This is a genomic window from Streptomyces sp. NPDC060028 (genome assembly GCF_042736725.1).
Lineage (GTDB): Bacteria > Actinomycetota > Actinomycetes > Streptomycetales > Streptomycetaceae > Streptomyces.
Genome location: NZ_JBHWVJ010000085.1, coordinates 1 through 22,998, shown reverse-complemented (window position 1 = coordinate 22,998; position 22,998 = coordinate 1). Strand labels below are relative to the sequence as shown.

The 22,998-nt window shown below is 71.1% G+C and carries 20 protein-coding genes, 4 tRNA genes and 1 pseudogene; 11 read left to right on the top strand and 14 right to left on the bottom strand.

Annotated elements, in window-relative coordinates; all coding sequences use genetic code 11:
• The first annotated feature begins 28 nt into the window (after positions 1–28).
• Positions 29–102: transfer RNA gene (locus ACFWBF_RS30585), tRNA-Asp, on the top strand.
• 477 nt (positions 103–579) lie between these two features.
• Here the strand turns inward: ACFWBF_RS30585 and bldC are convergent.
• The gene (gene bldC, locus ACFWBF_RS30580) at positions 580–786 is read right to left on the bottom strand and encodes a developmental transcriptional regulator BldC (protein ID WP_003949541.1); all 207 of its coding nucleotides are present in this window, start codon (positions 784–786) and stop codon (positions 580–582) included.
• A gap of 570 nt (positions 787–1,356) precedes the next feature.
• On the bottom strand, positions 1,357–2,211 hold the full coding sequence (locus tag ACFWBF_RS30575; protein ID WP_385607586.1) for a hypothetical protein: 855 nt from the start codon (positions 2,209–2,211) through the stop codon (positions 1,357–1,359).
• 195 nt (positions 2,212–2,406) lie between these two features.
• On the opposite strand from ACFWBF_RS30575, the gene ACFWBF_RS30570 reads away from it, so the two are divergent.
• Positions 2,407–3,501 (top strand): Leu/Phe/Val dehydrogenase, encoded by a 1,095-nt coding sequence (locus ACFWBF_RS30570; RefSeq protein WP_385607584.1) that lies wholly within the window; start codon positions 2,407–2,409, stop codon positions 3,499–3,501.
• Positions 3,502–3,812: 311 nt separating this feature from the next.
• Positions 3,813–4,076, top strand: coding sequence for a DUF3073 domain-containing protein (locus ACFWBF_RS30565; RefSeq protein WP_385607582.1), 264 nt, complete (start codon positions 3,813–3,815; stop codon positions 4,074–4,076).
• Between the two features lie 106 nt (positions 4,077–4,182).
• Here the strand turns inward: ACFWBF_RS30565 and purM are convergent, their stop codons facing one another.
• Both purM and purF read right to left on the bottom strand, forming a co-directional pair.
• On the bottom strand, positions 4,183–5,253 hold the full coding sequence (gene purM / locus ACFWBF_RS30560; protein ID WP_385607581.1) for a phosphoribosylformylglycinamidine cyclo-ligase: 1,071 nt from the start codon (positions 5,251–5,253) through the stop codon (positions 4,183–4,185).
• A 101-nt stretch (positions 5,254–5,354) separates the two neighbouring features.
• Complete coding sequence (purF, locus tag ACFWBF_RS30555) at positions 5,355–6,872, bottom strand: amidophosphoribosyltransferase (protein ID WP_385607579.1); 1,518 nt, start codon at positions 6,870–6,872, stop codon at positions 5,355–5,357.
• A gap of 146 nt (positions 6,873–7,018) precedes the next feature.
• Between purF and ACFWBF_RS30550 the strand changes: the two genes are divergently transcribed.
• A complete protein-coding gene (locus ACFWBF_RS30550; RefSeq protein WP_385607602.1) occupies positions 7,019–7,114 on the top strand; it encodes a putative leader peptide in 96 nt (31 codons plus the stop codon).
• A gap of 98 nt (positions 7,115–7,212) precedes the next feature.
• Positions 7,213–8,655, top strand: coding sequence for a sulfatase-like hydrolase/transferase (locus ACFWBF_RS30545; protein WP_385607601.1), 1,443 nt, complete (start codon positions 7,213–7,215; stop codon positions 8,653–8,655).
• 15 nt (positions 8,656–8,670) lie between these two features.
• Here ACFWBF_RS30545 and ACFWBF_RS30540 read toward each other — a convergent pair whose 3' ends face one another.
• The 5 genes from ACFWBF_RS30540 to purS form a co-directional block, all read right to left on the bottom strand.
• Positions 8,671–9,024 (bottom strand): META domain-containing protein, encoded by a 354-nt coding sequence (locus ACFWBF_RS30540; RefSeq protein ID WP_385607599.1) that lies wholly within the window; start codon positions 9,022–9,024, stop codon positions 8,671–8,673.
• 236 nt (positions 9,025–9,260) lie between these two features.
• Positions 9,261–10,052 (bottom strand): sterol carrier family protein, encoded by a 792-nt coding sequence (locus tag ACFWBF_RS30535; RefSeq protein ID WP_385607577.1) that lies wholly within the window; start codon positions 10,050–10,052, stop codon positions 9,261–9,263.
• A 97-nt stretch (positions 10,053–10,149) separates the two neighbouring features.
• Positions 10,150–12,399 (bottom strand): phosphoribosylformylglycinamidine synthase subunit PurL, encoded by a 2,250-nt coding sequence (purL, locus tag ACFWBF_RS30530; protein ID WP_385607575.1) that lies wholly within the window; start codon positions 12,397–12,399, stop codon positions 10,150–10,152.
• A complete protein-coding gene (purQ, locus tag ACFWBF_RS30525; RefSeq protein ID WP_385234252.1) occupies positions 12,396–13,076 on the bottom strand; it encodes a phosphoribosylformylglycinamidine synthase subunit PurQ in 681 nt (226 codons plus the stop codon). The genes purL and purQ overlap by 4 nt, the downstream gene beginning before the upstream one ends.
• A gap of 2 nt (positions 13,077–13,078) precedes the next feature.
• Entirely contained in the window at positions 13,079–13,324 is a 246-nt protein-coding gene (gene purS / locus ACFWBF_RS30520) for a phosphoribosylformylglycinamidine synthase subunit PurS (RefSeq protein ID WP_042801325.1), read from the bottom strand.
• 350 nt (positions 13,325–13,674) lie between these two features.
• Between purS and ACFWBF_RS30515 the strand changes: the two genes are divergently transcribed.
• The 6 genes from ACFWBF_RS30515 (at position 13,675) to ACFWBF_RS30490 (ending at position 16,436) form a co-directional block, all read left to right on the top strand.
• Positions 13,675–13,992, top strand: a complete 318-nt coding sequence (locus ACFWBF_RS30515; RefSeq protein WP_385607573.1) for an Lsr2 family protein — start codon at positions 13,675–13,677, stop codon at positions 13,990–13,992.
• An 88-nt stretch (positions 13,993–14,080) separates the two neighbouring features.
• A tRNA-Gly gene (locus tag ACFWBF_RS30510) sits at positions 14,081–14,152 on the top strand.
• Between the two features lie 78 nt (positions 14,153–14,230).
• Positions 14,231–14,303 (top strand) — tRNA-Gly (locus tag ACFWBF_RS30505).
• A gap of 188 nt (positions 14,304–14,491) precedes the next feature.
• The gene (locus ACFWBF_RS30500; RefSeq protein ID WP_385607571.1) at positions 14,492–15,733 is read left to right on the top strand and encodes a sensor histidine kinase; all 1,242 of its coding nucleotides are present in this window, start codon (positions 14,492–14,494) and stop codon (positions 15,731–15,733) included.
• On the top strand, positions 15,730–16,341 hold the full coding sequence (locus tag ACFWBF_RS30495; protein WP_385607569.1) for a response regulator: 612 nt from the start codon (positions 15,730–15,732) through the stop codon (positions 16,339–16,341). Before ACFWBF_RS30500 ends, ACFWBF_RS30495 begins: the two co-directional genes overlap by 4 nt.
• Before the next feature lie 22 nt (positions 16,342–16,363).
• Positions 16,364–16,436, top strand: a tRNA-Gly gene (locus ACFWBF_RS30490).
• A gap of 49 nt (positions 16,437–16,485) precedes the next feature.
• On the opposite strand, the gene ACFWBF_RS30485 is transcribed toward ACFWBF_RS30490, so the two are convergent.
• The 5 genes and pseudogenes from ACFWBF_RS30485 to ACFWBF_RS30465 all read right to left on the bottom strand — a co-directional run.
• Entirely contained in the window at positions 16,486–17,388 is a 903-nt protein-coding gene (locus ACFWBF_RS30485; protein WP_385607567.1) for a phosphoribosylaminoimidazolesuccinocarboxamide synthase, read from the bottom strand.
• Between the two features lie 74 nt (positions 17,389–17,462).
• Positions 17,463–18,941, bottom strand: coding sequence for a N,N-dimethylformamidase beta subunit family domain-containing protein (locus ACFWBF_RS30480; RefSeq protein ID WP_385607565.1), 1,479 nt, complete (start codon positions 18,939–18,941; stop codon positions 17,463–17,465).
• 201 nt (positions 18,942–19,142) lie between these two features.
• Positions 19,143–20,741, bottom strand: coding sequence for a hypothetical protein (locus ACFWBF_RS30475; protein WP_385607563.1), 1,599 nt, complete (start codon positions 20,739–20,741; stop codon positions 19,143–19,145).
• 287 nt (positions 20,742–21,028) lie between these two features.
• The gene (gene purD, locus ACFWBF_RS30470) at positions 21,029–22,282 is read right to left on the bottom strand and encodes a phosphoribosylamine--glycine ligase (protein ID WP_385607561.1); all 1,254 of its coding nucleotides are present in this window, start codon (positions 22,280–22,282) and stop codon (positions 21,029–21,031) included.
• Positions 22,283–22,342: 60 nt separating this feature from the next.
• Positions 22,343–22,998, bottom strand: a pseudogene (locus ACFWBF_RS30465) (DNA polymerase III subunit gamma and tau); the annotation flags it as partial.

The window sequence follows — 22,998 nt, the reverse complement described above, 5'->3', positions numbered from 1 at the left end:
CGCAGCCGGGTGATCGGCAGCGCATCAAGGACCTGTGGAGCAGTTGGTTAGCTCGCCACCCTGTCAAGGTGGAGGTCGCGGGTTCAAGTCCCGTCAGGTTCGCAGAAACGTCAGGGCCCGTATCCCTCAGGGGATGCGGGCCCTGATGCGTTTCCCCGGCCGGTGCGAGCTGCTCCGAGCGGCTCCCGGCCCTCCCCTCCCGGATCACTCCCGAAAATCCCTCGTCCGCATGATGCGGTTCACGACCCGTGTCCTCTTACGGGGTGCATTACCGGTCGGACAAGAGCGATCGTCTGTGACGGGAGTCACCACATGAGTTTTTGAGATGCTCACATTTATCGGACCCCTACGCCGCCTCAATTTAATATGTGCAATGGCACCCCCCTCGGCGAACCCCGCACACCAGCCCGATTTCTGCCCTGACCTGGGCATAAAAAAGATCGCGCTGGACCCGGCGGAGTCCAGCGCGACCGACGACTGTCGGACCTGTTGGGGCAGGACCGGTCGTATGAAGCCATGTGGGTTTCATCGGATTGGGGGACCCGATATAGACCCGGTATTAAGGGGTGCTGCGGAACCTCAGGCCTCGCTGCGCTGCTGCGGAATTCCCGCAAGCAGTGCGCGGACCTCAGCCTCGCGGTAACGGCGGTGTCCACCCAGGGTGCGGATGGACGTGAGCTTGCCAGCCTTGGCCCAGCGAGTGACCGTCTTCGGGTCCACGCGGAACATCGTGGCAACCTCAGCCGGGGTCAGCAGCGGCTCGGCATCAGGGGTGCGAGCGGTCATGAGCGGCCTCCTCGGGAGAACCGAACCATCTCGGTTCTTTCCTCTAAATTCTGCACCTTGGCCCGCGTTGCCCGAAATGGACATACGCGGGCCGAGTCGGTTATAGGACGAACGGCTTGTCCTCGGCACTACAACTACACCATCCGTCCAGCCTCGACGGCCAAACCGACGGAATTGCCCTCCGAGGTGTTCATCAGCGGCGGAAGCCGATGGACCGCCCCATAACGGACAGTCACCCCACTGTGACGATCAGTCACAGAGCCATCAGGAGTCGTCAGACCCCCCGTAGAGCGCAATGCCGAGCATTCCGCCCTTAGTTGGGCGGAAGGAACCCTCCCCGGACTCCTTGTCCTATTTTGGCACGAGGGTAGGGGAAGGGCGCAAGGGTGTAGATAGTGCGGTCCGTCACGCTTGGGCCAATGGCCCGTATCGGGACGAAGGTCCTGGAACTAAGTCCTGAATGAGATGATCAAGCCCCCGATGGGTGACTTGCACCCCCATCGGCCGATCGGCCGATGCGCGGGAGCTCCGGGGCGCTGCGTCCGTCCGTCCGTCCGACCGGGTCAGGTCCTAGTTGGCGAAGAGCCGCTCCCTGACCGCCCGCCAGCGCTCCGCCAGCTCCCCGTACGTCCCCGCCGCCCCCGACTCGTCCCCGGCCCGCAGCGCGGCGAGGCCGGCCGCCAGGTCCCGGGCCGAGCGGTCGGCCGCCAGCCGGTCCGCGGGCAGCGCGTGCAGCAGCCCGCCGTAGTCCAGCTCGACCATCGAGCGCGGGTGGAACTCTTCCAGCCAGCTCCCGACCTCCACCAGCCCCTCGGCGAGCATTCCGTACCCCTCCGCCTCCCGCAGGGCCCGCAGGCCCCGCGCGAGCCGCCGCCGGGCCTGCACCATCGGCGTGCGGTAGCGCAGCCGCTCACCCGGCACGTACTCCCGCTCCTCGTCGGCCACGAGCACGAACCAGCGCAGCGGGACCTGCCACACCCCGGTACGGATCCACGGGCGCGCGTCCGGATTCCGCTCGCGCCAGCGCTCGTAGTCCTCGGCCGCCTGCCGCCGCAGGCCCGGCGGCAGGGCCGCGTCGAGCACCGGCAGCGGGAACTGCCCCACCAGCTCCTGGAGCGCCAGCCAGCCGCGCAGCCGGGTGCGCCACGGGCAGACCAGCAGCACCCCGTCGACCTCGGCGGTGAAGGCGTCCGCGCTCTCGTGGGCCGGCACCCCCACCACGGGCACCCGCACCAAGTCGGACAGGGAGCGGCGCAATTCGTCCTGGGCGGTCGGAGTGACCCCGCGGCGGGCGTAGTCGGCCCAGTGCCCGCGCTCCGGCTCCGGGAAGGCCGCCAGGGGCTCGTAGACGCGCAGGTAGGAGGCGTACGGGACGGCGGGCGCGGAACGCGCGGAGGGCAGCCGGGGATCGGGGGATTCGCTCACGCTCTCGTACTCCCCCTTTTGGGCGCCAGGTTCACCTCCACGGCCCCGGGAGCCTTCCCGTACTCCGGGAGTGTTCCGATCCCCGGACAGGGCGGTCCCGTACGCCCCACAGGTCTTACGCTGCTCCCAGCACGCCCTCCCCCACCCGCAGGGCGGGCGTCATTCCGCCGCATCTCTTCCATGGGAGTCACCACCGTGACCGAAATGACCGACGGCGTCCTGCACACCCTGTTCCGCACGGAACAAGGCGGCCACGAGCAAGTCGTGCTGTGCCAGGACCGAGCCACAGGCCTCAAGGCCGTCATCGCGATCCACTCCACCGCCCTGGGCCCCGCCCTCGGCGGTACGCGCTTCCACGCGTACGCCTCCGACGAGGAGGCCGTCCTCGACGCGCTCAACCTCTCGCGCGGCATGTCGTACAAGAACGCCCTCGCCGGTCTCGACCTCGGCGGCGGCAAGGCCGTGATCATCGGCGACCCGGCGGTCCTGAAGACCGAGGAACTGCTGCTGGCCTACGGCCGGTTCGTGGAGTCCCTCGGCGGCCGCTACGTGACCGCCTGCGACGTGGGCACGTACGTGGCCGACATGGACGTCGTGGCCCGCGAGACCCGCTGGGCGACCGGCCGCTCCCCCGAGAACGGCGGCGCCGGCGACTCCTCGGTGCTCACCGCCTTCGGCGTCTTCCAGGGCATGCGCGCCAGCGCCCAGCACATGTGGGGCGACCCGACCCTGCGCGGCCGCAAGGTCGCGGTGGCGGGCGTCGGCAAGGTCGGCCACCACCTGGTCGAGCACCTGCTGTCGGACGGCGCCGAGGTCGTCATCACGGACGTGCGGGAAGAGTCGGTGCGGCGCATCCTCGACAAGCACCCGGGCAAGGTCACCGCGGTCGCCGACACGGAGGCGCTGATCCGCGTGGAGGGCCTGGACATCTACGCCCCCTGCGCGCTCGGCGGGGCCCTGAACGACGCGTCGGTGAACGTCCTGACGGCGAAGGTCGTCTGCGGCGCGGCCAACAACCAGCTCGCCCACCCGGGCGTCGAGAAGGACCTCGCGGACCGCGGGATCCTCTACGCGCCGGACTACGTGGTCAACGCCGGCGGGGTCATCCAGGTCGCCGACGAGCTGCGCGGCTTCGACTTCGACCGCTGCAAGGCGAAGGCGGCGCAGATCTTCGACACCACCCTGGCCATATTCGCACGCGCGAAGACGGACGGGATTCCGCCGGCCGCCGCGGCCGACCGGATCGCCGAGCAGCGCATGGCGGACGCCCGCGCCGCTCGCGCCGTGTAGGACCGCAGCGGGCCTTCACAGGCCCGTTACGGGGCCTTCGGGTGCGCCCGCCGGGGTGCGGCGAGACAGAACTCACTGTACTTCGGCGGGTCGCAGGCCAGGAAAGGGCTAAAATCGCAGCTGACCAGCGAGGACGGGGCGCCTTGCTGGTACTGCACCGGGGCGCGTCATGCGGGCGGCGTACCGTATGGCCGCGGAAGCAGGTACCGTTAAACCCCTACGGACGGTCTCTCCACGGAGAGCCCGCTCCGAACCATGAACGCGTGTCAGACTCTGGGGCCGTCGAGCCCCGTCACCGAGGGGGTCGAGCCATGGGGCGCGGCCGGGCAAAGGCCAAGCAGACGAAGGTCGCCCGCCAGCTGAAGTACAGCAGCGGCGGGACTGACTTGTCGCGTCTGGCCAACGAGCTGGGCGCATCGACCACGGAACCGCTGCCAGTCAGCGAGCCGGTCGAAGTTGATGAAGAGCAGGATGACGACGACGACCCGTACGCTCGGTACGCGGAGCTGTACAACAGCGATGACGACGACGAGGACGAAGAGTCCGGTCCGTCGGCACACCGTCGTGGCGCTTGACGCGCTGATCTGATCACCAGCACGGATTCAAGGCTTCACAGCTTCACAGGGTCAAAACATTGAAACCCGGTCCAGGGCATCGCCCCGGGCCGGGTTTCCGTGCTGCTCAGCTCGCGTAGGAACCGGTCAGGGTCGCACCCTCGGTGTGGTCGCCGCGGTCCAGGATCTCGCCGGCGACCCAGGCGTCCACGCCCCGGTCGGCCAGCGCGGTCAGGGCCACGTCCACCGACTGCTGCGGGACCACGGCCATCATGCCGACGCCCATGTTCAGGGTCTTCTCCAGCTCCAGCTGCTCCACCCGGCCCGCCGTGCCGACCAGGTCGAACACCGCACCCGGGGTCCAGGTCGAGCGGTCGACCGTGGCGTGCAGGTGGTCCGGGATCACCCGGGCGAGGTTGGCCGCGAGGCCGCCGCCCGTGATGTGCGAGTACGCGTGGACCTCGGCCGTACGGGTGAGGGCCATGCAGTCCAGCGAGTAGATCTTGGTGGGCTCCAGGAGCTCCTCGCCGAGGGTTCGGCCGAGCTCTTCGACGTGGCTCTCCAGGGACATCCCGGCCCGGTCGAAGAGGACGTGGCGGACCAGCGAGTACCCGTTCGAGTGAAGGCCGGAGGACGCCATGGCGATGACGGCGTCACCCGTACGGATGCGATCCGCTCCCAGCAGCCGGTCGTACTCGACGACACCGGTGCCCGCGCCCGCCACGTCGAAGTCGTCCGGGCCCAACAGACCGGGGTGTTCGGCGGTTTCGCCGCCCACCAGCGCGCAGCCGGCGAGGACACAGCCCTCGGCGATGCCCTTGACGATCGCCGCGACACGCTCGGGGTGGACCTTGCCGACGCAGATGTAGTCGGTCATGAAGAGCGGCTCCGCGCCGCAGACGACGATGTCGTCCATGACCATCGCGACCAGGTCGTGGCCGATGGTGTCGTACACGCCCAGCTGACGGGCGATGTCCACCTTGGTGCCGACGCCGTCGGTCGCGGAGGCGAGCAGGGGGCGCTCGTAGCGCTTGAGGGCGGAGGCGTCGAAGAGGCCGGCGAAGCCGCCGAGGCCGCCGAGGACCTCGGGGCGCTGCGTCTTCTTCACCCACTCCTTCATCAGCTCGACGGCGCGGTCTCCCGCTTCGATGTCGACGCCCGCGGCTGCGTAGCTGGCACCGGTGGTCTTCTCTGTCATGACAGGAGAGAGCTTTCGTGTCGTTTGCTGCGTGGGGTGCCGGGCCCCGGGAAAAGCCTGAAAGACGGGGCCCGGCGCAGGTTGAGCGGGTGGGGACTCGGCTACGGGCGACGGAGCGCGTCGGCGGCGTCCGTGCCGCCCGCGAGCTCGGTCTCCAGGAGCTGCTTGCCGAGGAGCTGCGGGTCGGGCAGCTCCATCGGGTACTCGCCGTCGAAGCAGGCACGGCAGAGGTTGGGCTTCTGGATGGTCGTCGCCTCGATCATCGCGTCGAGCGAGATGTAGGAGAGCGAGTCCGCGCCGAGGGACGTGGCGATCTCGTCGACCGACATGCCGTTGGCGATGAGCTCGGCCCGGGTGGCGAAGTCGATGCCGAAGAAGCACGGCCACTTCACCGGCGGCGAGGAGATCCGGATGTGGACCTCCGCCGCGCCGGCCTCGCGGAGCATCTTCACGAGGGCGCGCTGGGTGTTGCCGCGGACGATCGAGTCGTCGACGACCACCAGGCGCTTGCCCCGGATGACTTCCTTGAGGGGGTTGAGCTTGAGGCGGATGCCGAGCTGGCGGATCGTCTGCGAGGGCTGGATGAAGGTCCGGCCGACGTAGGCGTTCTTGACCAGGCCGGAGCCGTACGGGATCCCGCTCGCCTCGGCGTATCCGACGGCGGCGGGCGTGCCGGACTCCGGCGTCGGTATCACCAGGTCGGCGTCGACCGGGGCTTCCTTGGCCAGGCGCCGGCCCATCTCGACACGCGAGAGGTAGACGTTGCGGCCGGCGATGTCGGTGTCCGGGCGCGCCAGGTAGACGTACTCGAAGACACAGCCCTTGGGCTTCGCTTCCGCGAATCGCGAGGTCCGCAGACCGTTCTCGTCGATCGCGATGAGCTCGCCCGGCTCGACCTCGCGGACGAAGCTGGCGCCGCAGATGTCGAGGGCGGCGGTCTCACTCGCGACCACCCAGCCGCGCTCCAGGCGGCCGAGGACCAGCGGGCGGATGCCCTGCGGGTCACGGGCGGTGTAGAGGGTTCCCTCGTCCATGAAGACGAGCGAGAACGCACCCTTGACCTTCGGGAGGACCTTGGTGGCCGACTCCTCGATCGTCAGGGGCTTGCCGTCCTCGTCGACCTGGCCGGCCAGCAGGGCCGTCACGAGATCGGTGTCGTTGGTCGCGGCCACCTGCGTGGCGCGGCCGTCCTGACGGGGGAGGTCGGCGACCATCTCGGCAAGCTCGGCGGTGTTCACCAGGTTGCCGTTGTGACCCAGGGCAATGGAGCCGTGGGCGGTCGCACGGAAGGTGGGCTGCGCGTTCTCCCAGACGGAGGCTCCGGTGGTCGAGTAGCGGGCGTGACCGACCGCGATATGACCCTGGAGCGAGCCGAGAGAGGTTTCGTCGAAGACTTGGGAAACGAGGCCCATGTCCTTGAAGACGAGGATCTGGGAACCGTTGCTTACAGCGATTCCCGCGGACTCTTGTCCGCGGTGCTGTAGCGCATACAGTCCGAAGTAGGTGAGCTTGGCGACCTCTTCACCCGGAGCCCAGACACCGAAGACGCCGCAAGCGTCCTGGGGGCCTTTCTCTCCGGGGAGCAGGTCGTGGTTGAGTCGTCCATCACCACGAGGCACACCACCAAGTGTAGGCGAGATCGACCACTGGTCCGAATTGGGGACGGCCGGGAAATCTCACAGCACAGAGGGTGAGCGAGCGGCCCGTCTCGGTATGCGGAGCACTTGTTGACATCTACGAGCGCATTCGTACAGGCTCTCGCTCCATGCAGCCTCTCGGTGACGTTTCCGTCACCCTTGTCGAGCGCCGCCACGTAGACCTGGTCCGTGTCGCGAGCGCCATCTGTCGCTGTTCTGCGTAACCGCAACTCTCCTTCCCCTTTTCTCATTTCCGCCACGCCCCGCCCTGCCCTGCCGTGCCGCGCGCCGTCCCGCGCCCCGCCCTGGGCCAGGGGGTGAGCTGCGCCTTGGAGTACTTGTGTCTTCGTACAACAGCAAGCTGTCCCGTCGTGCCTTCGGCGGTGCCGTCACAGCGAGTGCGGCGGCCGCCGCGGTGGGGCCGGGGGCCGCCCCCGCACAGGCCGCCGAAGGCCCGTACGCGGGATCCGGGGAGCGGGAGTTCCGGGCCGCGAGCGGGCGGCGCTCGCGGCGGCCGAACATCCTGTTCATCCTCGGCGACGACCTCGGCTGGGCCGACCTGTCCTCGTACGGCTCCCCGCACATCAAGACCCCGAACCTGGACCGCCTCGCCCGCCAGGGCGTCCGCTTCACCGACGCCTACTCCGGCTCCGCGACCTGCTCTCCGACCCGGTTCAGCCTGTACACCGGGCGCTACCCGGCCCGGACCGCGGGCGGGCTGGCCGAGCCGATCGCCGACAAGTCGGCGGGCCTGGAGCCGACCCACCCGACGCTGGCCTCGCTGCTGCGCGACTCCGGTTACGCCACCGCGCTGATCGGCAAGTGGCACGCGGGCTACCTGCCCGACCACAGCCCGACCAAGTCCGGCTGGGAGGAGTTCTTCGGCAACTTCGGCGGGGCCCTGGAGTACTACTCCAAGCTGGGCCTGGGTGGCGAGTACGACCTCTACGAGGGCGACGCCGAGTACAAGGACCTGCGCTACTACACGCGGATCATCACGGAGCGGGCATCCGAGTACGTCTCCCGCGACCACCACGGCAAGCCGTGGCTGCTGAACCTCAACTTCACCACCCCCCACTGGCCGTGGATCGCCGAAGGGGACACCGGCGAGAGCGCCGAGATCGTCCGGCGGATCAAGGCGGGCGACGGGCGCGCGCTGTGGCACCAGGACGGCGGCTCGGTCGAGAAGTACAAGGAGATGGTCGAGGACCTCGACCGGTCGATCGGCGAGGTGCTGAAGGCCCTCAAGCGCTCCGGGCAGGAGGAGGACACCCTGGTCGTCTTCTCCAGCGACAACGGCGGCGAGCGGTTCTCGTACAACTGGCCGCTGTCGGGCAACAAGGCCTCCCTCCAGGAGGGCGGGATCCGGGTGCCGAACATCGCGCGCTGGCCGGCACGCCTCGACGGCGGCCAGGTCAGCCACGTGCCGGTGTTCAGCCCGGACTGGACGGCGACCCTGCTGGAGCTGGCCGGGACCCGGCCGCACCCGGCGTACCCGCTGGACGGCGTGAGCCTGGCCGGGTACCTGCTGCGCGGCGAGCGGATCGCCCAACGGGACCTGTTCTGGCGGGTGCGCGGGGAGCGGGCGCTGCGCCGCGGGGACTGGAAGTACTACCGCGGCAAGGCGGGCCGGGACCAGCTGTTCGACCTCGCCGGCGACCTCCGCGAGCAGGCCGACAAGGCCGCTGTGGAACCGGCCCGGCTGGCGCAGCTGCGCGCGGCCTGGGAGTCCGTGGACGCGGGACTGCTGCCCTACCCGGCGTGACTGCCGCCGCGGGGGTCACTCCGCGGCCGAGGCCGCCTCGGCCGCGAGGCCCTTGGCGTCGGGGCCGGCGAGGGTCAGGGTGTCGCCCTGGATCTTCCAGGTGAGCGGGCCGCTGCCGAAGAGCCCGGTCAGCGCCCGCTCGACCTCACCCTGCGCGCCCTGACAGGCCACCCGGGTCGTGGCCAGCGGCCCGAAGGTGAGCCGCTGGCCGTCGACGGTGGCCCTGGCGGTGAACCGGTTGCAGCCGAGGCTGCCGCTCGTGGCCCCGTCGGCGGCGATCGTGAACCGCGCCCGGCCGGCCGCGTCGGCGGGTACGGAGGCCGCGGTGTCGCCGCTGACCAGGGAGCTCACGATCCACTGCGTGGCGATGAGCGGGGCACCGAGGGCCGTTTCGAACGCCGTGTCCGGGGCGGGGGGCGTGAACGTGCCGCTCGGGCCGTGCCCGGCGCAAGCGGTGACCGTGGTCGCGGCCGTGACCGCGGCGCGAGTGCGAGGGCGGCGAGGCAGTGCCGGTACGTACGCATGCCCCTGGGACGGAGCCGGGCCGCCGCCGGTTCCGCCGGGCTCACCGCCCCGCTCACCGCCGGGCCCAGCCCGTCAGCTCATCAGCTCATCAGCGGGAGCAGCGCGGACAGGTCGGCCCGTTCCCCGCTCGCCCTGACCCGGGCCTGCGAGAGCGCCTCGGCCCAGCCCGTACGGCCCGTGGCGAGCCGGATCCAGGTCAGCGGGTCGGTCTCCACCACGTTCGGCGGGGTGCCGCGGGTGTGCCGGGGCCCCTCGATGCACTGGACCACCGCGAAGGGGGGCATCCGTACCTCCACCGAGCCGCCCGGCGCCTTGACCGCGAGGGCGTCGGCGAGCAGCCGGGTGCAGGCGGCCAGGGCCTGCCGCTCGATCGGGATGTCCAGTGCGGCGGCCCGGTTGAGGTCGTCGGTGTGGACCACGAGCTCGACGGTACGGGTGACCAGGAAGTCGGCCAGGGTCATGTCGCCGATCCACAGGTCCAGCACCCGGCTGCCCGGGTTCGCCGCCAGCGCCTCGGCCATCCGGGCGCCGGCCCCCTCGTACAGCTCGGGCAGCGGGGCCCCGCTCAGGGTCTCCCTGGCGGCTTCGGAGATCTTCCCGGCGAGGGATGCGGTGGCGAAGGGCCACTCGACGGCGGGCAGTTCGGCGACCGCGGCGGGCGGGCGGGCGAGGCCGGCCGCCATCGAGTCCGCGATCCAGGCGATGTGCGCGGCGAGGTCGGCCACGCTCCAGTCGCCGAGCCCGCTGGGCCGTGCGAGCTGCCCGGCGTCCAACCCCCGTACGGCGTCGGCGACATGTCCGAACTGTGCGGTGACGGCCGCGCGGATCTTGGCGGGGTCGTAGGTACGCGGCTTCTTCCTGGCGGGCGGCATGCCCCGACCCTACTTTCCCCGCGGCCCGCAACGACCGAGCGCCCGCCCGGAAGGCCCGGGCGGGGGCTCGTACGGCGAAAGCCGCGTGCGGCGGTGATCAGGCGAGCAGCGCCGGGATCGTGGCCTCGTGGGCGGTGCGGAGCTCGGCCAGGGGGAGGGTGAACTCGCCCTGGATCTCGATCTCGTCGCCGTCCACCACACCGATGCGGGCCGCGGGCAGACCCCGCGCACCGCACATGTCGGTGAAGCGGAGTTCCTCGCTGCGCGGGACGGACACGATGGCCCGGCCGGCCGACTCGGAGAACAGGAAGGTGAAGGCGTCCAGGCCCTCGGGCACCACGACCCGCGCACCGTTGCCGCCGCGCAGGCAGGACTCGGTGAGCGCCTGGATCACGCCGCCGTCGGACAGGTCGTGCGCGGCGTCGATCATGCCGTCGCGCGAGGCCGAGATCAGGATCTCGCCGAGCAGCTTCTCGCGGCCCAGGTCCACCTTCGGCGGCAGACCGCCCAGGTGGTTGTGGACGACCTCGGACCAGGCCGAACCGCCGAACTCCTCGGCCGTGTCGCCGAGCAGGTACAGCAGCTGGCCGGCCTCCGCGAACGCCATCGGCGTACGGCGGTTGACGTCGTCGATCACACCGAGGACCGCCACGACCGGGGTCGGGTGGATCGCGGTGTCACCGGTCTGGTTGTAGAGCGAGACGTTGCCGCCGGTCACCGGGGTGCCCAGCTCCAGACAGCCGTCCGCCAGACCGCGGCAGGCCTCGGCGAACTGCCACATGACGCCCGGGTCCTCGGGGGAGCCGAAGTTCAGGCAGTCGGAGATGGCGAGCGGCTTGGCACCGGTCGCGGCGACGTTGCGGTACGCCTCGGCCAGGGCGAGCTGCGCGCCGGCGTACGGGTCGAGCTTCGCGAAGCGGCCGTTGCCGTCGGTGGCCATGGCGACGCCGAGGTTGGACTCCTCGTCGATGCGGACCATGCCCGCGTCCTCGGGCTGCGACAGGACGGTGTTGCCCTGCACGAAGCGGTCGTACTGGTCGGTGATCCAGGACTTCGAGGCCTGGTTCGGGGACGAGACCAGGGCGAGGACCTGCGCGCGCAGCTCCTCGGAGGTCTGCGGCCGCGGCAGCCGGCCCGCGTCGTCCGCCTGCAGCGCGTCCTGCCACTCGGGGCGTGCGTACGGGCGGTTGTAGACGGGGCCCTCGTGGGCGACGGTGCCCGGGGGCACGTCCACGATCTGCTCGCCGTGCCAGAAGATCTCCAGGCGCTCGCCGTCGGTCACCTCACCGATGACGGTGGCGATGACGTCCCACTTCTCGCAGATCTCCATGAAGCGCTCGACGTACTGCGGCTCGACGATCGCGCACATGCGCTCCTGCGACTCGCTCATGAGGATTTCCTCGGGCGAGAGCGTCGCGTCGCGCAGCGGGACGGTGTCGAGCTCGACGCGCATGCCGCCGGAGCCGGCGGAGGCGAGCTCGGAGGTCGCGCAGGAGAGCCCGGCGCCGCCGAGGTCCTGGATGCCCGCGACCAGCTTCTCCTTGAAGATCTCCAGGGTGCACTCGATGAGGAGCTTCTCCTGGAAGGGGTCGCCGACCTGGACGGCGGGGCGCTTGGTGGGCTTGGAGTCGTCGAACGTCTCCGAGGCCAGCACGGACACGCCGCCGATGCCGTCGCCGCCCGTGCGGGCGCCGTAGAGGATGACCTTGTTGCCGGGGCCGGAGGCCTTGGCGAGGTGGATGTCCTCGTGCTTCATCACGCCGATGCAACCGGCGTTGACCAGCGGGTTGCCCTGGTAGCAGGCGTCGAAGACGACCTCGCCGCCGATGTTCGGCAGGCCCAGGCAGTTGCCGTAGCCGCCGATGCCCGCGACCACGCCCGGCAGGACGCGCTTGGTGTCGGGGTGGTCGGCCGCGCCGAAGCGCAGCGGGTCCACGACGGCGACCGGGCGGGCGCCCATGGCGAGGATGTCGCGGACGATGCCGCCGATGCCGGTGGCCGCGCCCTGGTAGGGCTCGATGTACGAGGGGTGGTTGTGCGACTCGACCTTGAAGGTGACCGCGTAACCCTGGCCGACGTCGACGACGCCGGCGTTCTCGCCGATGCCGACGAGCATGGCGTCGTTCTGGGGGGCCTTCTCGCCGAACTGCTTCAGGTGGACCTTGCTGCTCTTGTACGAGCAGTGCTCGGACCACATGACCGAGTACATGGCGAGCTCGGCGCCGGTCGGGCGGCGGCCGAGGATCTCCCGGATGCGCGCGTACTCGTCCTCCTTGAGGCCGAGCTCCTTCCAGGGCTGCGCCGAGTCCGGGGTTTCGGTGGCGTTCTTTACGGTGTCGAGGCTCATGCGCTGACCAGCTTCTTCAGGACCGAGGTGAAGAACGGCAGACCGTCGGTGCGGCCCGTCCCGATCAGCGGTTCGACCGCGTGCTCGGGGTGCGGCATGAGGCCGACGATGTTGCCCGCGGCGTTGGTGATGCCGGCGATGTCGCGCAGCGAACCGTTCGGGTTGCCGTCGAGGTAGCGGAAGGCCACGCGGCCTTCGGCCTCCAGTTCGTCGAGCGTGCGCTCGTCGGCGACGTAGCGGCCGTCCATGTTCTTGAGCGGTACGGAGATCTCCTGGGCGGCGGTGTAGTCGCCGGTCCACGCGGTCTCCGCGTTCTCCACCCGCAGCTTCTGGTCGCGGCAGATGAAGTGCAGGTGGTTGTTGCGGAGCATCGCCCCCGGCAGCAGGTGGGCCTCGGTGAGGACCTGGAAGCCGTTGCAGATGCCGAGGACGGGCATGCCGCCCTTGGCCTGCTCGATGATGGTCTCCATCACCGGCGAGAAGCGGGAGATGGCTCCGGCGCGCAGATAGTCCCCGTAGGAGAACCCGCCCGCGAGGACGACCGCGTCGACCTGGTGCAGGTCCTTGTCGCGGTGCCAGAGCGAGACGGGCTCGGCCCCCGCGAGGCGGATGGCGCGCAGCGAGTCACGGTCGTCGAGCGTTCCGGGGAACGTGACGACTCCGATGCGTGTGGTCACCGTCAGGCCTCGACCTTCACGGTGAAGTCTTCGATGACGGTGTTGGCGAGGAACGTTTCGGCCATCTTGTGGATGCGGTCGAGGGCGGCCTGGTCGACCGGGCCCTCCACCTCCAGTTCGAAGCGCTTCCCCTGGCGGACGTCGGCGATCCCGTCGAAGCCCAGACGCGGCAGTGCACGCTGCACCGCCTGGCCCTGGGGGTCGAGGATCTCCGGCTTGAGCATGACGTCGACTACGACGCGTGCCACTGGCACTCCCGTGTGGTGGTTGGTGCGAAGGCGGTTCCCTCAGCGTACCCGGCCAAAATTTCTACGCGGGTAGATTTCTCGCGGCCGTCACCTCTCCGCGGTTTCGGCTTCACCAACGCTTCGCAAAATCCGCCGGAAAACCACGCGCCCCACATTGCGGCGGGACACGCGGAGATAATTAACTGGGCTTCGCAATACAATGCGAATCGGGGTACAAAGGAATCCTCCGGGACAGTGGCATTTGTCGCTTGGCGGCGGGGGCGGAAAGTTGCATTGCTCCGAAACATCCACACAGGCGACATCACCGCACGTCAGCGCGGATCGGTGTCGCATCGAAGGGACCGATATACGTGGCGCAGCGCGTGGTAGTCACGATCTCCGACGACATCGATGGCGGAGAAGCGGCGGAAACGGTCGTCTTCGGGCTGGACGGTAAGTCGTACGAGATCGACCTCAATGTGGCCAACGCAAAGAAACTGCGGAAGAGCCTCGCCCCCTTCCTGGCGGCCGGCCGGCGCCAGTCCCGTTCCGGGAAGGCCTTCAAGCACACGGCCATCGCCCCGGACCCGGCGGTCGTCCGGGCCTGGGCCCGCTCCAACCAGTTGGACGTGCCGCCGCGCGGCCGCATCCCCAAGAAGGTCTACGAGGCGTACAACACCGCGCACTGAGGGCCGATTTGCCATCCACCCCCATGGTTCCGCTAGTGTGTGGATCACGCCAAGGGGCCAGACCGCAGGTCAAAGCCTTGAAGGTCGTGCGGGTGTAGTTCAGTAGTAGAACATCCCCCTTCCAGGGGGAAGGCGCAGTGTGCGATCCCTGTCACCCGCTCTGCACGCTTTACCGACCACTGTCGTGGATCAGGTACAGTGATGCACGCATCGCCCGGCAGTTTGTCGTTGCGAGTATGCGGACGTAGCTCAGTTGGTAGAGCACCACCTTGCCAAGGTGGATGTCGCGCGTTCGAGTCGCGTCGTCCGCTCAGAGTGCAAAGGCCCTGATCATTGATCAGGGCCTTTGTCGTATGCCCTCGGCACCGATGCCCCGAGGCCCCGATGAACGCGATGAACGCGATGACAAATGTCATCGGGGGTCATGACAACCCGCCCTCCCTATCCGGCAGGATCACGGCGAGGCTTGGTGCATGAGGACGACAGGGGGACCGGGGCTGTGTCGAAGCTGACCGGATGGTGGAAGAACCGCAGCAGCGCGCAGAAGGTCGAGCTGTACACCCGCTGGTCCTTCCACTTCTTCGTGGTGCTGGAGGGCTTCGCGGTCCTGACGGGGCTCGCGCCCGAGGGCCGGGGCGCCCTCTTGTGGCTGCTTCCCGTCGGTGCGCAGGTCGCGCTGTGCGGAATCCTGTCCTCCAGGTCGCTGGACTGGGTGCTCGGACGGCGCGAGCGCCCCGGCCGGCTGGCCGTGGCCCTCGTCGCGCTGACCGCCGTACTGACGGCCGCCGCGCTGACCCTGCGGTCCGCCGGCACCATCACCCACGAGGGCGTGACCCCCACCCTCGTCGCCAACATGGTGGGCTTCGCCACCGGTTCGCTGACGCTCGCCCTGCGCAGGGTCCGCCACATGACGTACGTCGCACCGGGCGCGGCCGTGGCGACGGCGGGTGCGGCGGCCGCGGCCGGGCTGCCCGGCGGGGAAGCCGTCGGCTACGGCATCGGCATCCTCCTCACCAGCCTGCTGCTGACCCTGGCCTGCGGTTTCTCCTCCTGGCTGCTGAAGACGGTCTACGAGCTGGACCAGGCCCGGGAGCTCCAGGCCCAGCTGGCGGTGGCCGAGGAGCGGCTGCGCTTCGGGCGGGACCTGCACGACGTGATGGGCCGCAACCTGGCGGTGATCGCGCTCAAGAGCGAGCTGGCGGTCCAACTGGCCCGGCGCGAGCGCCCCGAGGCCGTGGACCAGATGGTCGAGGTGCAGCGGATCGCCCGGGAGTCGCAGAAGGAGGTCCGCGACGTGGTCCGCGGATACCGGGAGGCGGACCTCTCGGCGGAGCTTGAAGGCGCGCGCGGGGTGCTGACCGCGGCCGGCATGCGATGCCGGGTCGAAATGAGTGCGGGACGCGAGCTGCCCTCCGAGGTGCAGTCGGCGCTCGGCTGGGTGGTGCGCGAGGCGACGACGAACGTGCTGCGGCACGGGGACGCGCGCAACTGCGTGATCCGGCTCACGCAGGAGACGGCAGGGGCCTCGGTCTCCTTGACGCTGCTCGTGGAGAACGACGGCGCCCCCGACGCGCCGGCCGGGCCGCCCGGATCGGGACTCACCGGGCTGCGGGAGCGGCTCGCGATGGTCGACGGCACCCTGGAGGCCGGCCTGGTGGGCGGCGGCCGGTACCGGCTGACGGCCGTGGTCCCGGGCCGGGCCCCGGGCCGGCCACTGCAACGACTGGAGGCGCGGGCATGAGCCCCGTACGCGTACTGCTGGCCGACGACGAGCACCTGATCCGGGGCGCGCTCGCCGCGCTGCTGGCCCTGGAGGACGATCTGCTGGTCGTCGCCGAGGCGGCCACCGGGCCGGAGGCCCTGGCGATGGCGCGGGCGCACCGGCCCGACGTGGCGGTGCTGGACCTGCAGATGCCGGGGGCGGACGGTGTGAGCGTCGCCACATCGCTGCGGGCCGAACTCCCCGACTGCAAGGTCATGATCGTGACGAGTCATGGCCGCCCCGGGCACCTGAAGCGGGCCCTCGCGGCGGGGGTGCGGGCCTTCGCGCCGAAGACGGTTTCGGCGCAGCGGCTGGCCGAGCTGATCCGTACCGTGCACGCCGGAGGCCGTTATGTGGACCCGGAGTTGGCGGCCGACGCGATCAGCGCGGGGGACTCACCGCTGACCGCCCGCGAGGCGGAAGTACTGGAACTCGCGGGGGACGGGGCGCCGATCGCGGAGATCGCGGAGCGGGCCTCGCTGTCCCAGGGGACGGTACGCAACTACCTGTCCTCGGCGGCGACGAAGCTGGGCGCCGAGAACCGTCACACGGCGGTGCGTCTCGCACGGGAGCGAGGTTGGGTATAGTAGGTCTCGCGTTACGGCGCATGCGGACATAGCTCAGTTGGTAGAGCACCACCTTGCCAAGGTGGATGTCGCGCGTTCGAGTCGCGTTGTCCGCTCTGTAACGAAGAAGCCCCCCGGTCCTCGGACCGGGGGGCTTCCTCCGTTCTAGGACCAGGTCAGGCCGGTGAGCCGCTCGTACGCCTCGACGTACTTGGCGCGGGTCTGCGCGACGACCTCCTGCGGGAGGGCCGGCGGCGGGAGTTCGCCCTTGGGGTCCCAGCCGGAGGCCGGGGAGGCCAGCCAGTTGCGGACGTACTGCTTGTCGAAGGACGGCTGGGTGCGGCCCGGCTCCCACTGGTCGGCCGGCCAGAAGCGGGAGGAGTCCGGGGTCAGCACCTCGTCGGCGGCGACGAGGGTGCCGTCGGGCGCGAAGCCGAACTCGAACTTGGTGTCCGCCAGGATGATCCCGCGGTCGCGGGCGATGTCGCGGGCGCGTCCGTAGACGGCCAGGGTGGCCTGGCGCAGCAGCGCGGCCGTCTCGACGCCGGCGGTGCGCGCGACCTCCTCGTACGAGACGTTCTCGTCGTGCTCGCCGACCGCGGCCTTGGCGGCCGGGGTGAAGATCGGACCGGGCAGCTCGGAGCCGTCCACGAGGCCCTCGGGGAGGGCGAGTCCGCAGACCGTGCGGGTCTGGTTGTACTCGGCGAGCCCGGAGCCGGTGAGGTAGCCGCGGGCCACGCACTCGACCGGCACCATGTCCAGGTTCTGGCAGACCAGGGTGCGGCCGGCCCAGTCGGCGGGGGCGCCGGCGGGCAGCTCGGTGCTGATCACGTGGTTCGGGACGAGGTCCGCGAGCTGGTCGAACCACCACAGGGACAGCTGCGTCAGGACGCGGCCCTTGTCCGGGATCTCGGTGGGCAGCACCCAGTCGAAGGCGGACATCCGGTCGCTGGCGACCATGACGAGGCGGCCGTCCTCGTCGCGGTAGAGGTCGCGCACCTTTCCGGTGTGGAGGTGGACGAGGCCCGGCACCTGCACCGGCTCGGGCTTTTCGACAAATCCGGACACGGGGTCTCCCTGTGGTTCTGTACGAGCGCAGGTCCATTCTCCCGTACAGGGGTGATCGGACCGCCCAGGGGGTGTCAGTCGCGCTTGCAGATCCGGTCGAGGAGGTTGGCGGTGGCCCGCTGGACCCGCTCGTCCACATGGCCCGGCCGGTCCAGGGCCGGGGACCAGGCGAAGGTGCCGGAAGCGAAGACGAGCGCGCCGCTGGGGGCCCGGTACAGGGAGGTCTCCTGGTGGCGGCGGTGGCTCTCGGTGTCCTCGTACGGGGAGTGCGCGAGCAGGATCCGGTCCTGGTGCTCGGGGAGCTGGGTGCGCGGGAAGTACCGGTCGGCCTCGCCCGCGACCAGGCCGGGGAGCTCGTCGTTCTCGGCGGCTCCGGTGGAGTCCCAGAGCCAGTGCGTGGCATTGCGCACGATCAGGGGCGCGGGCTCGGGGACCCGGCCCGCGTACTGGATGCCGAGCAGTTGCTGCTCCGGGCGGTCGACTTCGCGCCAGAGGCTGGGGCGGCCGGGGCCGCGGCGTTTTCGGCAGGTGAGGAGCCGGTCCTCTACCCCGGAGGGCGAGGGGCCCAGCTCGACCTGCCAGTACATGGTGTTGGCGGAGAGGAAGACGAGGGAGGTGCCGTGGTCGCGGGCGCGCTCGACGGTGCGGCGCATGGGCGCGGACCAGTACTCGTCGTGGCCGGGGAAGACCAGGCCGCGGTAGCGGGAGGGGTCCACGCGGCCGGCGTGCAGGTCGCGGGTGTCTGCGTAGGCGAGGTCGTAGCCGTAGCGCTCGGCCCAGCGGATGAAGTCGTAGGCGTGGCCCACGTGCAGGGGCAGGCCCGCGCCGGCGTAGGGGCGGTCGAAGGAGACGGTGATGGCCGCGTCCTGCTCGCCGAGCAGCCGGCCGTCCTCGTCCCAGGCGTGGTAGAGGCTCGCCCCGGTCCGACCGTCCTCGGGGTAGAGGTTGTAGGCCTGCCAGGTGATGTCGGGCAGCAGCAGGAGCAGATCGGCCGGGTGGTCGTCCCGGACGGTGAAGGGGATGTGGGAGCGGTAGCCGTCGGCGGTGGTGAGGACGGCGACGTACGCGCCGAGGTTCCAGTAGGAGGGGACCTGGAGCCGCCAGGAGAGCCACCAGTGGTGGCAGGAGACGGTGCGGTCGGCGGTGAGGGGGGTCGGCTGGACGATGCCGGACAGGCGCGGGCTGGTGGTGATCTTGGAGGCGCCGTCGCCGCCGTAGTGGCCGATGCGGTAGACGTCGACGGAGAACTGCTGGGGCGGGTCGACGGTGATGTGGAAGTCGATGGCCTCGCCGGGCGCGACGGCTCCGGTGGAGGCGAACCCCTTGATCTGCCGGTGCACGTCGTCGGCGGTGCGCGGGCCGCCGTGGCCGCGGGCGCGCGGGATCTGTCCGGCGGCCACGGCGGGGTCCACGTACCAGGGCACGACCTGCCCGGTGTCGTCGAAGTACAGCTCGCTGCCCCGCAGCCACGGCAGGGGGCCCTGCCCGAAGGGATCGGTCACCGCGTGCGCGAGCGCACCTGACTCCCAACGCCGGATCTGCTCCGCACCCATTACCGTCCCCTCCCTCGCTCCCCCGAACGTCGCGACCGGTCCCAGCACATCACATAACGCACGCAGTCCGTCACCGTTCGTCGCGAATTGACGTGACCGGAACATTGAAATCCGCTTGCGCGTACGAGGGTGCACCCGCCCGGGGCGCAGCCGGGGACCGGCCGCACCCCGTCACCGTCACCGTCACGGTGACGGTCGCCTTCACACCAGGCGGACCGGCTTCTCCGGGCGGACGCCTACCTCGGCGAGCCAGTCCCGCAGGGGCTCCGGGTCGCCGTCCTCCACCAGGGAGAGCACCCGCGGCGCCAGATCCGCCCGCCGCTCGCCGCCGACCAGCAGGACCGGGCCGTCGAGCCAGTCCAGTCCCGGGGCGGCCCCGGCAGAGTCGACGGCCGCACAGCACACCATCGCCGTGACGTGGTCGGCCAGCAGGTCCCGCCCGCTGCGCGGCGGCTGGAGCGGGAACAGCGGCACCGTGTCCGCGCCGCGCGCCTTCGCCTTGCCGGCTCCGGTGGAGTCGGCCCGCTCCTCACGTGCGACGTCGCCGCTGAGCCGCCCTGCCAGCGCTTCCCCGGCCGCGCCCGCGCCGCCGGCGTCGGACAGGTAACCCAGCACCCGATCCACCGTGGAGGCGGCGGGTGCGGAGAGCGCGTCCAGTGCGGCCAGCAGTCGCGCCGCCTCCGAACGCCACTTGCGGTCCACGACCTCTTCCGGATACGCCGCCCAGTCCACAGGCGACCAGTCCGGCCCGGCGTCGGCCGGACCGCCGTGGAAGAGGCGCGCGGCCAGCAGCGAAGCCGCCTCGTCGACCGTCCCCGGCTGCTCCAGCAGATCGCACGCCGGGCGCTCGCCCAGCCGCGAGGTGAACCCCTCGGCCAGCCGGTCCCGCCGGGACAGCTCGGTCAACGCGGAGACCACGCCCGCGTCGAGGTGCGCGGGCCACCGGCCCATCCGCCAGGCGGGCAGGGCGACCCGGGTCAGCAGCCGGTCCCAGCCCGCGTAGGCGAGGCCGACCTGCTCCTGGGCGACGATGCGCAGCCCGTAGTCCACACCCTGTGCACGCTCGGAGGCTGCCGCGGCGACCCCGCGCTCCATCTCCGCGGCGTCCACCCGGCACAGCCGCAGCAGCAGCCGGGCGGGGGCGGCGATCCAGCCCAGCCCGCGCCGGTTGCCCACGTCCGCCGCGGCGTCGAGGCCCCGTACAAAACCGCGCGCGTCGGCTATGTCCGGATGCGCGGAAGGGCCCGTACCGGCAACGACGGGCGCGAGCACGGCCCGTAGCTCCGCGACCCGCATCCACCACAGGAAGGGTGAGCCGATCACGAGCACCGGGGCCGCGCCCGGGGCGGACTCCGGGCCGGTGGATATGCCCCCGCGGCGGTGTGCCGCATGGGTGCGGTCCTCCAGCCAGCTGTCGCAGTCCGGGGTGAGCGCTATCGCGGACGGGGCCGGCACGTCCATCCGGTCCGCCAGGTCCCGCACGAGCCGGTAGAGATCGGGAGCGGCGGCCTCGGACACCGCCACCGTCGGCGTCACGGCGGGGCTCGCCCGCAGCACCACGGCGGCGAAGGACCCGCCGACCACCAGCACCAGCGCGGCGACCGCGCACACGACGAGGGTCACCACCGGCCAGGGGTCACCGGCCAGCCGGCCCGTCATCCGGGCGCTCACCAGCACCACGGCGAGGGCTGCGGGCAGCAGCCCGACGGCCAGTGCCCTGCTGCGCACGCGCAGCACGGCAAGGGCCCGGGAACGCGCGGACGGCGTGCCCACTTCCTGGATCGAACCGGTTCCGGACACGGCCGGACCTCACCCCCTCTGCCCTGCGGCGGCTTTGCTCACTCCCCCACTGTGACACCCGCCACTGACATCGCAATGCCGGTGGGCCAAGTGCCGGAATGCTTCCGCCGCACCCTAGTTGGGGCAGGGACGGTCGTCAGGCAGACGGGGTGACCATCACCCGATGGAATGGCTTTGGGTAAAGGTGGGTGCGTTCGAACGCGGCCGGATGCAGTCGCACGTGAACGCGCGCGCGGGCCCGGCCGCACGGTGTGCGTTCCGGGCCCGCGCAGGGGCGTAGCGGCTGCTCAGCGGCCTTCGGCCGCCTTCGCCGCGATGTCCGTACGGTGCTGCGAGCCGTCGAGCCTGATCCGCCCGACGGCCTTATACGCCTTCTCGCGCGCCTGCGCCAGGTCGGAACCCGTCGCCGTCACGGACAGCACGCGACCGCCCGCGCTGACGACCGCGTCGCCCTCGCGCCGGGTGCCGGCGTGCAGCACGTACGCGTCGGGCGCGTCCTGCTCGGCCACCTCGGCCAGGCCCTCGATCGGGTCCCCGGTCCGCGGGGTCTCCGGGTAGTTGTGCGAGGCGATGACCACCGTGACGGCGGCCTCCTCGCTCCAGCTCAGCGGGGGTTCGGCGTGCAGGGTGCCGTTGGCGGCGCCCAGGAGCACGCCCGCGAGCGGGGTGCGCAGCCGGGCCAGGACCACCTGGGTCTCGGGGTCGCCGAAGCGGGCGTTGAACTCGATGACCCGGGTGCCCCGGCCGGTGATGGCGAGGCCCGCGTAGAGCAGCCCGGAGAAGGGCGTGCCGCGGTGGCGCAGTTCGTCCACGGTCGGCTGGAGGACCAGCTCCATGACCTCGTCGACCAGCTTGGGGTCGGCCCACGGGAGCGGGGAGTACGCGCCCATGCCGCCGGTGTTGGGGCCCTCGTCGCCGTCGAGCGCGCGCTTGAAGTCCTGCGCGGGCTGGAGCGGCAGCACGGTGACGCCGTCGGTGATGGCGAAGAGCGAGACCTCGGGTCCGTCGAGGAACTCCTCGATGACCACCCGGTCGCAGCCGAGCGCGTGCGCGCGGGCGGCGGCCCGGTCCTCGGTGACCACGACGCCCTTGCCGGCGGCGAGGCCGTCGTCCTTGACGACGTACGGGGCGCCGAAGGCGTCGAGGGCCGCGTCCACCTCTTCCGGGGTGGTGCACACGTAGCTGCGCGCGGTCGGGACGCCGGCCGCGGCCATCACGTCCTTGGCGAAGGCCTTGGAGCCCTCCAGCTGAGCCGCCTGCGCGGACGGGCCGAAGACGGGGATGCCGACGGCGCGGACGGCGTCGGCGACCCCGGCGACGAGCGGGGCCTCCGGGCCGACGACGACCAGGTCGGCGCCGAGTTCGGTGGCGAGGGCGGCCACGGCGTCACCGTCGAGGGCGTCGACCGGGCGCAGCTCGGCCACCTCTGCGATGCCGGCGTTGCCGGGGGCGCAGTACAGCGCGTTGACGTCGGGGTCGAGGGACAGAGAGCGGCACAGGGCATGTTCGCGGGCGCCGCCGCCGATGACGAGGACCTTCACGCTGCTCAGCCTAGCCCGCGTGGCCGGTGTGCTTTCGTGCGGCCACCCAACAGGGCGGGGCTACTCGTTCGTGTATTCCTCTACAACCGTGGCTCCGAGCTCGCGCACGATGAGGTCGTGTCCGGTCAGCGCGCTCTCGATCAGATCGGGATCGTCCTCTCCCGGTACGTCGTCCTCGGGCGCGACCGGAGGGGGCGACTGCTGTACGGGCGGCTGCGGCGCGGAGGACGACTGCGGGGGCTGCTGCTGCGGCTGGTACTGCGGGGCGGGGGACTGCTGCGCCGGGGGCGGGCTGTAGGTGCTGGCGGGCGGCGCGGCGTAGGAGGACGTCTGGAGCGGGGCCGGCGATCCCCCGCCCACCACGGCCTCGATCTTCCAGTTGACCTGGAACTGCTCGGACAGGACCGCCTTGAGGACGTCCTCGCTGCCGCTGCTCGCGAAGTTGTCGCGGGCTCCGGCATTGGGGAAACCGAGCTGGAGGGTGGTGCCGTCGAAGCCGGCGACCTGGGCGTTCTGGCTGAGCAGGATCCAGGTGAAACGGCGGCGGTTCTTGACGGCCTCCAGGACGGAGGGCCACATCGCCTGGACCTGCCCGGCGCCCGCGACCATCCCGGGGGACGGCGCGGCGGCGGGGGCGGTGGCGGACGCCGGAGCCGGGGCCGCAGCGGCGGGGGCCGGAGCCGGAGCTCCCGCGGCGGGAGCCTGCGCGGCCGCGC